General features: G+C 35.4%; 12 protein-coding genes. 6 read left to right on the top strand and 6 right to left on the bottom strand.

The window, feature by feature from the left end; genetic code table 11:
* The 3 genes from H6F47_RS24945 to H6F47_RS24935 all read left to right on the top strand — a co-directional run.
* Nucleotides 1-1,713, top strand: a 1,713-nt coding sequence (locus H6F47_RS24945) for a TaqI-like C-terminal specificity domain-containing protein (protein ID WP_206755162.1), incomplete at its 5' end; no start/stop codon positions are given.
* A gap of 152 nt (nucleotides 1,714-1,865) precedes the next feature.
* Nucleotides 1,866-2,045 (top strand): hypothetical protein, encoded by a 180-nt coding sequence (locus H6F47_RS24940; RefSeq protein WP_096566335.1) that lies wholly within the window; start codon nucleotides 1,866-1,868, stop codon nucleotides 2,043-2,045.
* Nucleotides 1,999-2,439 (top strand): DUF6036 family nucleotidyltransferase, encoded by a 441-nt coding sequence (locus tag H6F47_RS24935; RefSeq protein ID WP_096566333.1) that lies wholly within the window; start codon nucleotides 1,999-2,001, stop codon nucleotides 2,437-2,439. The genes H6F47_RS24940 and H6F47_RS24935 overlap by 47 nt, the downstream gene beginning before the upstream one ends.
* Nucleotides 2,440-2,447: 8 nt before the next feature.
* Here H6F47_RS24935 and H6F47_RS24930 read toward each other — a convergent pair whose 3' ends face one another.
* The 4 genes from H6F47_RS24930 to H6F47_RS24915 are packed head-to-tail and all read right to left on the bottom strand — an operon-like array spanning nucleotide 2,448 to nucleotide 4,375.
* Nucleotides 2,448-2,849 carry a hypothetical protein gene (locus tag H6F47_RS24930; protein ID WP_190651490.1) on the bottom strand — a complete coding sequence of 134 codons (402 nt, stop codon included), beginning with the start codon at nucleotides 2,847-2,849 and terminating at the stop codon, nucleotides 2,448-2,450.
* A complete protein-coding gene (locus H6F47_RS24925; RefSeq protein WP_096572595.1) occupies nucleotides 2,833-3,132 on the bottom strand; it encodes a type II toxin-antitoxin system HigB family toxin in 300 nt (99 codons plus the stop codon). The genes H6F47_RS24930 and H6F47_RS24925 overlap by 17 nt, the downstream gene beginning before the upstream one ends.
* A gap of 14 nt (nucleotides 3,133-3,146) precedes the next feature.
* Nucleotides 3,147-3,731 carry a Uma2 family endonuclease gene (locus H6F47_RS24920; RefSeq protein WP_190346935.1) on the bottom strand — a complete coding sequence of 195 codons (585 nt, stop codon included), beginning with the start codon at nucleotides 3,729-3,731 and terminating at the stop codon, nucleotides 3,147-3,149.
* A 59-nt stretch (nucleotides 3,732-3,790) separates the two neighbouring features.
* A complete protein-coding gene (locus H6F47_RS24915; RefSeq protein ID WP_096572594.1) occupies nucleotides 3,791-4,375 on the bottom strand; it encodes a Uma2 family endonuclease in 585 nt (194 codons plus the stop codon).
* 153 nt (nucleotides 4,376-4,528) lie between these two features.
* Between H6F47_RS24915 and gloA the strand changes: the two genes are divergently transcribed.
* Nucleotides 4,529-4,963, top strand: a complete 435-nt coding sequence (gene gloA / locus H6F47_RS24910) for a lactoylglutathione lyase (RefSeq protein ID WP_096566329.1) — start codon at nucleotides 4,529-4,531, stop codon at nucleotides 4,961-4,963.
* 147 nt (nucleotides 4,964-5,110) lie between these two features.
* Nucleotides 5,111-7,795 (top strand): ATP-dependent chaperone ClpB, encoded by a 2,685-nt coding sequence (gene clpB / locus H6F47_RS24905; RefSeq protein ID WP_137667526.1) that lies wholly within the window; start codon nucleotides 5,111-5,113, stop codon nucleotides 7,793-7,795.
* Nucleotides 7,796-8,006: 211 nt separating this feature from the next.
* On the opposite strand, the gene H6F47_RS24900 is transcribed toward clpB, so the two are convergent.
* The gene (locus H6F47_RS24900) at nucleotides 8,007-8,294 is read right to left on the bottom strand and encodes a type II toxin-antitoxin system RelE/ParE family toxin (RefSeq protein ID WP_190651488.1); all 288 of its coding nucleotides are present in this window, start codon (nucleotides 8,292-8,294) and stop codon (nucleotides 8,007-8,009) included.
* Nucleotides 8,291-8,521, bottom strand: coding sequence for an addiction module protein (locus H6F47_RS24895; RefSeq protein ID WP_190346933.1), 231 nt, complete (start codon nucleotides 8,519-8,521; stop codon nucleotides 8,291-8,293). The genes H6F47_RS24900 and H6F47_RS24895 overlap by 4 nt, the downstream gene beginning before the upstream one ends.
* Nucleotides 8,522-8,958: 437 nt before the next feature.
* On the opposite strand from H6F47_RS24895, the gene htpG reads away from it, so the two are divergent.
* Nucleotides 8,959-10,926, top strand: coding sequence for a molecular chaperone HtpG (gene htpG, locus H6F47_RS24890; RefSeq protein ID WP_190651485.1), 1,968 nt, complete (start codon nucleotides 8,959-8,961; stop codon nucleotides 10,924-10,926).
* The last annotated feature ends 183 nt before the right edge of the window (nucleotides 10,927-11,109 follow it).

The raw sequence follows: 11,109 nt of genomic DNA, 5'->3' as shown, positions 1-11,109 counted from the left end.
AAATGTGGTAATTCTTTAATTAGTCGTTTTGCGTTAGATGCTGATTTGCGAGTTGCTTTAAATAAAAGTAATTACAGTATTGAAATTTATAGAAATGCTGTGCAAACTTACCGCAACGCTGAAAATCGAGAACAAAAAAGAGCAATGAACAAATTGATTAACGATATTAAAAGTAATTTGAAAACAACTTTGGGATTAAGTGATCATAATAAAACTAAATTAAGACAATTAGAGGGGGAAGTTTACAATCTGGAAAATCAAACCTTATTACTAGAAGAAAGTGAAGATGAGAAAAAACTGCGGGTTCAAAGAATTAGTCAGTTAAATAATGAAATTGATAAGTTACGGGTTGAGATTGAAGAAATAGAAAATGGCAAAATTTACACTTATGCTTTTGAATGGCGTTTTGAGTTTCCTGAAGTATTAAATAATGATGGTGATTTTATTGGTTTTGATGTAGTAATTGGTAATCCTCCTTATATTAGATCAGAAGAATTAGGATATTTAAAAATCTATCTAAAAAATAAATTTACTACCTTTGCTACTGCTGGAGATATATTTTATTATTTTTATGAGGTTTCACATTCAATTTTAGCCAATCAAGGTAAATTCTGTTTTATTAACAATACTTATGATAAAACAACTGCTGGTAAGATACTAAGAGATTTTGTGATCAAAAATTTTACCATTGACAAGTATTTAGATTTTACTTCCGTAGTTGTATTTGATGAAGCTACTACTTATACAATTATTTTTCTTGCTTCCAAATCTTATAATGTTCATGAAAGTTTTGATTTTATTAAAGTTAATAAAACTCTATATGATGACAGGGTAAATCTTTTTAACCCCGAACATTTTAGTCGAATTTCTCATCAATCATTATTAGGTGAGGTATGGCATTTTAGAAATGATGGTGAGCAAGAATTATTAAATAAACTCAATAAAAATAATCGAATTATAGATATATTTGGTAAATGTTATCGTGGTATATTAACTGGTTTAAATGAGGCTTTTATCATTAATAAAAAAATGTCTAATGATCCAGAATTAAAACCTGTTTTTGATGGTAAAGACATTAAAAAATGGGTTACTCCATCTGCTGATAAATGGATGATAATATTTGCCAGTAAATCTACACAATTAAATTTTGGTAAGCTAACAGAAGATGACGCTTTAGAAAGGATGAAAAAACAATACTCAAGTATTTTTAAGCATCTATTAAATTTTCAGAAAAAAGCTAAAAAAAGATATGACAAAGGTCAATATTGGTGGGAATTAAGAAACTGTGCTTACTATGATTTGTTTACCCAACCTAAAATTATATTTCCTAATCTGCAAAACTCAAATAAATTTTGTTTTGATGAATCAGGTACTTATCTCAATGCACCAGCAGTATTTTTACCAATAAGTGTCAAGGAAAAATATTTACTTGGTATCCTTAATTCTCGGCTAATTTGGTATTTTTTGAGAAATATTTGTGTTGTCAGAAGTGGAGGTTATCTTGAAGTAAAACCTCAATACTTTGAACAAATCCCTATTCCTCAAATTTCTAATCTTGATCAAGACATTCTGACACAATTAGTTGATCAAATTCTCACAGCTAAAAAATCAGATCCAAATGCAGATACAAGCGAATTAGAAGCAGAAATTGATCAAATGGTTTATCAACTTTATGAATTAACACCAGAAGAGATTAAAATAATAGAAGGATAAACTGTACCTAAATTTACACAATAGAAGTACCTAAGCAAGTTGAGAAAGTGGAAAAAGCGAAAAGCGGAAATATTGATTTATAAAATACAGGGGTTTGCAAGATGCTACTCATGAGTTATAATTTTATGGATAGCACTTTATTGAAATGAATAATGGAAAAAGTTGTTACTAAAATTAATCAAAAACAACAGAAAAGCGATTTTTATTATTGGCAGAAGCAATCATATCAAAAACGTTTAGAAGCACTAGAACAAATTCGTCAGGAATATCACCAATATCAGTACAATGTTGAACCAAGATTTCAAAGAGTTTATACAATTATTAAACGATAATCAAGTAAAGTATTTAGTAATTGGTGGTTATGCAGTAGCCATTCATGGACACCCTCGCTATACCAAAGATATTGATATTTGGATCGAAATGAGTCAGGAAAATGCTGAAAACCTGATGAAGGCATTAGTGGAATTTGGTTTTGGTAGTTTGGGTTTAACTGCTGAAGATTTCCAATGCGCTGATCAAATTATTCAATTAGGTTATCCTCCTAATCGCATTGATTTAATTACTACACCAGATGGAATAGACTTTACAACCTGTTATCAGGCCAGAATAGAGATAAAAATTGATAATATTTTTGTTAATTTTATTGATTTAGAAAATTTGAAATTAAATAAACAAGCATCAGGGAGATTACAAGATTTAGCTGATTTAGAGAATTTACAAGATTAAGATACCAGCTAATCATGAAATAAACCTGCTTCTACATGAAAAAAATCTCCCAGCTTTTCAGCTACTTCTAAACTTATTGTCTGCTTACCATTCAAAATATCATCAACCACACCTTCTAAACCTAAAAAATCTTGTAAATCAGCTTTAGTTTTCCCAGACTCCTCCAAAAGAAACAACAACAGAGATAGAGGATTATTTTGTTCAACAGGTTGATAATATTCTTGTTCAAACTTTTCTATTAACGTTATTAACAATTGATAAAGTTCATTTTCTTCAGGACTGCGTTCTCGGTGCATTAAATCTTCTACAATAGCTAAAGCTTGTTCATTTTCTGCCTCATTTTTAATAATTCTGGGGAGATATGCGTTTAATAATTCTTTGTATTTTTCTGGATTAAAAGTAAGGGTCATTTTTCCAATTATCCTTATCGTATTCTGGGTGAGTGAGAATATATTTAATATAAATTAATTGTCCTTCATAATCTATGCTAACAATCAATCGGTATTTATTCCCTTTAATATTGAAAACTGTGAAGTTACCAACAGCTTCAGCTTTTGGAAAAACCTGTTGTACTTCAATTAAGTTTGACCATTTAGCTTTACTAGCAATCTTATACCAGTTGTTTAGTGCTTCCTGAGAATCTGCATGATTTTCTATATATTCCCTCAATATTCTAAAACTAATAACGTGCATCTTCCTATTTATACCTACCAAATTTTCCCCATCTTTAAAACAAACCCCGGTAAAACAGGTTCACAACTCACAACATCAGGATTTTCTAAACATTCTACATCTTCCCCAGGACGATAAATATAAACGTGCCGATTTTTTCTATCAATTAATAATCCTAACTGTATTCCTGGTTCTTGCATATATTCCCACATCTTATCTTTTAAAGGTTGCAAATTATCTGAAGCTGACCTTAATTCAATCACAAAATCAGGACAAATCGGAGCAAATTTTATCTGTTGTTCAGGTGTTAATTTATTCCATCTTTCTAATTTTATCCAAGCAGCATCAGGAGAACGTTCTGCACCTGTAGAAAGTTTAAAACCTGCACTAGATGAAAATGCTATTCCTGCACCATCTTCATCTGTCCAGTTCATTACTTGTTGGATGATTCTACCTTCTCGATTTCCGCCTTCTGAACCTGTTGGTGGCATAATTGATATTTCTCCATATTTATTTCTCTCAATGCGTAAATCACGGTTTTCTTGACAGAAATCAAAAAATTGATCGTCTGTCATGGGCATTGATGAGGGAAAATGTAATATTAAAGGTGATGAAAGCATAATAAGTTACTCTATCTGAAGTGAAATTAATTTTAGCACAACCTCACAAAAATCTATACCTACCAAATTTTCCCCATCTTTAAAACAAACCCTGGTAAAACAGGTTCACAACTCACCACATCAGGATTTTCTAAACATTCTACATCTTCCCCAGGAAGATAAATATAAACGTGCCGATTTTTTCTATCAATTAATAATCCTAACTGTATTCCTGGTTCTTGCATATATTCCCACATCTTATCTTTTAAAGGTTGCAAATTATCAGAAGGGGACATTAACTCAATCACCACATCAGGACAAATCGGAGCAAATTTTATCTGTTGTTCAGGTGTTAATTTATTCCATCTTTCTAATTTTATCCAAGCAGCATCAGGAGAACGTTCCGCACCAGTAGAAAGTTTAAATCCTGTACTTGAATCAAAACAAATTCCTGTACCATCTTTTTCAGACCAGACATATAACTGTCCAGACAAATTAAAATTACGATTCCCTGTTTCTGAACCTGTTGGTGGCATAATTGATATTTCTCCATATTTATTTCTCTCAATGCGTAAATCACGGTTTTCCTGACAGAAATCAAAAAATTGTTCATCTGTCATTGGCATTGACGAAGGAAAATGTAATATCAAAGGTGATGAAAGCATGATGATTTCCTCCATTTAAATTAAAATAAATTATATCACAAGCACTGATAAAATTTACTTAATAAGTAACAATAATATCCCCAGTTTTTTGAAAAAGTCAGATTTCTGATAAGGATGAGATATAAAATATAATAGTTAATCAAAATGGTGAATATGCGATTACTACACACAATGTTGCGGGTAGGCAACCTAGAAAAATCCTTGCAATTTTACTGCGATATCCTGGGCATGAAATTACTGCGACGTAAAGATTACCCAGGTGGAGAATTTACCCTGGCTTTTGTAGGTTATGGGGATGAAAGCGACCACACTGTGATAGAATTAACCTATAACTGGGGCGTGGAAAAGTATGATTTGGGTAACGCCTATGGTCATATCGCCCTGGGAGTAGATGACATTTACTCCACCTGTGAGGAAATTAGAAACCGTGGGGGTAAGGTAGTCCGCGAACCTGGTCCTATGAAACACGGTTCAACAGTGATCGCTTTTGTCGAAGATCCCGATGGTTATAAAGTTGAATTGATTCAACTGGCTACTCACGGTACAACAGAAACAGAAAAATCCCCAGCCCAGTTGGTTAGTCAGTAATTCTCGTCTAAAGTATCTTATCTTAGAGTAGGGTGGGCTTGGTCCCACCATCACCATCGTCTGTATAAACTTGTGATTATTTGCCAATCACCAATTTATAACCTAAAATCGTCAATCTTAAAAATCTAAACATCTAAAATCTTAAAAATGCAGCCTACAGATCCAAATAAATTTACTGATACAGCTTGGGATGCTGTTATTAAATCTCAAGATATTGTCCGCGCTTATCAACAACAACAATTAGAAGTAGAACATTTAATTCTTGCCCTTTTAGAAGAATCTAGCAGTGTAACTTCAGGTATTTTAGCCCGTGCGGAAATTGATCCGATTCGGTTACAGGAGCAATTAGAAGGTTACACTAAACGTCAGCCCAAAGTAGCTAAAAGTGATCAGTTGTATCTGGGAAGAAATTTAGATTTGCTGCTAGATCGAGCCGAAGAAATTCGTGGGAGAATGAAGGAAGGGGAAATCTCGGAAGGTCATGTTTTATTAGCTTTTGCGGAAGATGAACGCATTGGAAGACGGATATTTAAAGGTTTAAATGTTGATATTGCTAAGTTAGAAACTGCTGTTAAAAATGTTCGCGTGACTCAAAGAGTTTCTACAAAAGCAGGAGAAAAAGAATCTGCGGATCTTAATGAACCAGCTTTAAAACGTTTTGGTAGGGATTTAACAGAACAAGCAAAGGCAGGAAAATTAGATCCGGTTATTGGACGTGATGATGAAATTAGGCGTGTAATTCAAGTTTTATCCAGACGTAGCAAAAATAACCCGGTTTTGATTGGTGAACCTGGCGTTGGCAAAACGGCGATCGCCGAAGCTTTAGCCCAAAGAATGGTTAATGGTGATGTTCCTGAGTCTTTAAAAAACCGTCAATTGATATCTTTAGATATTGGTAGTTTAATCGCTGGGGCAAAATACCGTGGTGAATTTGAAGACCGTTTAAAAAACGTCCTCCGGGAAGTTACTGAATCTAACGGGCAAGTAGTCCTATTTATTGATGAACTGCATACCGTTGTCGGTGCAGGTTCTAACCAACAAGGATCAATGGATGCGGGTAATTTACTGAAACCTATGTTAGCCCGTGGTGAATTGCGTTGTATTGGTGCAACAACTTTAGACGAATATCGTAAATTTATAGAAAAAGATGCAGCTTTAGAACGTCGTTTTCAACAGGTATATGTAGATCAACCCACCGTAGAAAATACTATCTCAATTTTACGGGGTTTAAAAGAGCGTTATGAAGTACATCATAACGTTAAAATTTCCGATTCCGCTTTAGTGGCAGCAGCAACATTATCAGCCCGTTATATTGCAGATCGGTTTTTACCTGATAAAGCTATTGACTTAGTAGACGAAGCCGCAGCGAAATTAAAAATGGAAATCACCTCCAAACCCGCGGAACTGGAAACTATTGATAGACGCTTGATGCAGCTAGAAATGGAAAAACTGTCCTTATCAGGTGAAGAACTAGCTACACCACAAACAAAGGAACGTTTAGACAGAATAGAGCAAGAAATCGCCACTTTAACCGTTAAACAGCAAACATTTAACGAACAATGGCAAGGAGAAAAGCAATTATTAGAAGCTATCAGCACTTTAAAAAAAGAAGAAGATGCGCTCAGGGTGCAAATTGAACAAGCTGAAAGAGATTATGATTTAAACAAAGCTGCTCAATTGAAATATGGCAAATTAGAAGGAGTACAAAGAGAACGAGAAATTAAAGAAACGCAGTTATTAGAAATTCAAAGCCAAGGTTCTACCCTGCTACGGGAACAAGTCACCGAAGCTGACATTGCGGAAATAGTCGCCAAATGGACAGGTATACCAGTTAACCGCCTTTTAGAGTCAGAACGCCAGAAATTACTGAAATTAGAAAGCCATTTACACGAAAGAGTTATTGGACAAGAAGAAGCTGTTGCTGCTGTTTCCGCTGCTATTCGTCGCGCTCGTGCGGGAATGAAAGATCCATCTCGTCCTATTGGTTCATTTTTGTTCATGGGACCCACTGGGGTCGGTAAAACCGAACTCGCCCGCGCCTTAGCTCAATTTCTCTTTGATTCTGATGATGCTTTGGTGCGTTTGGATATGTCCGAGTACATGGAAAAACACTCAGTTTCTCGGTTAGTGGGTGCGCCTCCCGGATACATCGGTTATGAAGAAGGTGGTCAACTTTCCGAAGCTATCCGTCGTCATCCCTATTCTGTGGTGTTACTAGATGAAGTAGAAAAAGCCCATCCCGATGTATTTAATATTCTGCTGCAAGTGTTAGATGACGGTAGAGTTACTGACTCTCAAGGAAGGGGCGTAGATTTCCGAAACACAGTTATAGTCATGACTAGCAACATCGGCAGCGAACATATTCTTGATGTTTCTGGTGATGATTCAAAGTATGATATGATGCGAAATAAAGTGATGGAAGGTTTGCGATCGCACTTCCGCCCTGAATTTCTTAACCGCGTTGATGACTTAATCCTATTCCATACCCTCAGTCGTTCAGAAATGCGCCATATCATCCGTATTCAACTAAAACGGGTGGAAAAACTACTCAAAGAACAAAAAATCTCCTTTGAAATATCCCAAGCAGCTTGTGACCATTTAGTTGAAGCTGGTTATGATCCTGTTTATGGCGCACGTCCGTTAAAACGGTCAATTCAGCGCGAAGTCGAAAACCCCCTCGCTACCAAATTGTTAGAAAATACCTTTATTTCTGGAGATACAATTTTTATAGATAAAGGTGAAAATGGTCTGACATTCTCTAAAAAACAATCAGTTAAGGTATCAGTGGGGAAAAGGACGGTGAAGTTAGTAGAAGCATCTTCAGATGTGTAAAAACGCTGCTGGTGGGTTAATTCTTGCTTAACCCACCATCTACTTAGGGTTTGCTGAGAAAGTCTTTTCGTGTTCGCGCAGCGTGACGTAAGTCATGGGCATAGGAGTCAGGAGTCAGGAGGAAATTTCAAAATTTTTTTCCTAATTATGCAGACCTATCCAATATGAATGACAACAGACTTCTTAACCACTTACTTGACTCTATCTATTTTCATCGTTCTTGCCAATATTTAGGTTTTCGACTACAGTGCATGATTGCAACAATTAAAATATATTCTTCTTCTATGGTGTATAGGATACCATAAGGAAATTTACGAACTAAGCAACGATGAATATCTTGATCTATGACTGGATAGCGTTGTGGGGATTCAATAATTTTAAAAATGGCATCTTCAACAGCATTGATAAAATTTTGTGCTATTTCAATATTATTTTCTGCATAAAATTTAACGGCTTCTGAATATTCTGTCAATGCCGCAGGATGAAAAGTATATTTCATTTTTCTAAAATTTTTCTGATTTGCGCTAAAGCTACCTCTCCTGAAATTGGTTCAATTGTACGATTGCGAATTTCATCCCGGCGTTTTTTAGCTTCTGTATTCCAAATTTTTTGGATGTTGCCATCAATATCCGATTCTAAACTTTCAATTAGCTTTTCTACTAAAAATACTCTAGTAGCACTGGGTAAAGATAAGGCTTCTTGAATTAACTCTTCCACTGATAGCATAATAGTTTATTGCATTACATTTAATTTTAAAATAGTCTTTCTTGATGAATATAATTATAACAGATTTTCAATTATGAGTCAAGTATCTTGTTCTCTGAATTTTGCAAAGCATTATAAGCACTTCAAGATTACTTAAAATTATCCACTAAGTAAGTGAACAGAAAAAACCGAAATATGTAACGAAAAGTAAAATATCTAAAAACCTATTCCCTGTTCCCTTGTCATAACGACAATTTTTAACGCCCACTTACTTAACTTTGTTACTATTATTTACCTACAATTCTCCTCCCAGTCACCAGTCCTAGTCACCAATCCCCCTATCATGGTAGTGTAATCCGAATCATTATTTAGAGGTATTCCTTACCTCAAAAAAGACATATATAGACGAAAATTGATCCTCAGAATTATCTGCAAGTAAATCAAACACACGGATAACTATGTTAGAACAAGGCACTATCAGTATCCATACTGAGAATATTTTCCCAATTATCAAAAAATCTCTCTATTCAGATCATCAAATTTTCTTACGGGAACTGGTATCCAACGCAGTAGACGCGATCCAAAAAATCAAAATGGTTTCCCGTGCAGGAGAATACAACGGAGATATCAGTGAACCAGAAATTACCATTGCCATTGATAAAGATAAAAAAACCCTCTCCATTTCTGATAATGGCATTGGAATGACCACAGAGGAAGTCAAAAAATATATTAACCAAGTTGCTTTTTCCAGTGCGGAAGAATTTATTCACAAATATGAAGGAAAAGCCGATCAACCAATTATCGGACATTTTGGTTTAGGTTTTTATTCTTCCTTCATGGTGGCGAAAAAAGTCGAAATTGACACTCTATCCTATAAAGAAGGTGCAACAGCAGTACATTGGACTTGTGATGGTTCACCAGAATTTACATTAGATGAATCTTCTCGCACCTCTCGCGGTACTACCATTACTTTAACATTAATGCCCGATGAGGAAGAATATTTAGAACCTGCGAGAATTAAGAATTTAGTTAAAACCTATTGTGATTTTATGCCAGTTCCCATCAAATTAGATGGGGAAGTTTTGAATAAACAAAAAGCACCTTGGCGCGAATCTTCTAGCAGTTTAACTAAAGAAGATTATTTGGAATTTTACCGCTATCTTTATCCTTTCCAAGAAGAACCTTTGTTATGGGTGCATCTAAATACAGATTATCCTTTTATTGTGAACGGGATTTTGTATTTCCCGAAAATGCGCCCTGATGTGGATGTCACTAAAGGACAAACAAAGTTATTCTGTAATCAGGTTTTTGTAAGTGATAACTGTGATGAAATTATTCCTCAATTTTTACTACCTATGCGGGGGGTAATTGATAGTACAGATATTCCTTTGAACGTTTCCCGGAGTGCATTACAAGGCGATCGCACAGTTAAAAAAATCGGTGATTACATCGCTAAAAAAGTCGGCGATAGCTTGAAAGAATTATATCGCACCGACAAAGAAAAATATATCAACGCCTGGAAAGATTTAGGCACATTCGTTAAATTTGGTGTTCTCAACGATGAGAAATTTAAGAAACAAGTTGAAGACATCATCGTTTTCCGCACCACTGCCAAATTAGAAGCAGAAAAAACAGAAACACCCGCAGTAGAAGTACAATCTTCTGAGAGTGATGTTTGGCAAGATGTCACCCCAGGAAACACCACCAGCTTACCTTATACCACCCTCAAAGAATATTTAGAACGCAACAAAGAACGCCACGAAAATAAAGTTTTCTACTGCACCGATGAAGCGAGTCAAGCGACTTATGTAGAACTTCACAAAAACCAAGGTTTAGAAGTTCTATTTATGAACTCCTTCATTGATACCCACTTTATTAACTTCCTAGAAAGAGAATATCAGGACGTTAAATTTACACGGGTAGACTCTGACATTGATAACACATTATTAGATGATAAATCAGGGGAAATTGTAGACCCCACAACCAACAAAACCAAGAGTGAAATTATCAAAGAATTATTTGAAAAATCACTCAACAAACCAAAAGTTAATATTCGTACCGAGGCATTAAAATCAGATAATCCCCAAGGAACACCACCAGCAATGGTATTGTTACCAGAAATTTTGCGTCGTTTGCGAGATATGAACGCCATGATGCAACAGCAAAATGCAGAATTTCCTGAAGATCATATTTTGTTAGTAAATACCGCCCATCCTTTGATTCAAAACTTGTTAACCTTGAACCAAGGAAGTATTATTCAAGGTGATGGAGAATCACCCACAGCGCAGTTAACAAAAATGATTTGTCAGCACGTTTATGATTTAGCGTTGATGTCACAAAAAGGCTTTGACGCTGAGGGCATGAAGTCTTTTGTGGAAAGGTCTAATGATGTGTTGACTAAGTTAACAGAAAAAGCGAGTCAGTAGGTACAATATGTAGGGGTTTAGCAATGCCAAACCCCTATCTTGTTATTGCTGACAGAGGAAATTGAAATTGTCTGAATCAGAATGTCTGGTTACTGAGCGACTTGTACTGAGCCTGTCCTGAGCCTGTCCTGAGCCTGTCCTGAGCCTGTCCTGAGCCTGTCCTGAGCGGTGTCGAAGGGCGGT

It is taken from the genome of Sphaerospermopsis sp. FACHB-1094, assembly GCF_014696195.1.
GTDB classification, from domain to species: Bacteria; Cyanobacteriota; Cyanobacteriia; order Cyanobacteriales; family Nostocaceae; genus Sphaerospermopsis; species Sphaerospermopsis kisseleviana.
This window is presented reverse-complemented; position numbering and strand designations above follow the sequence as displayed.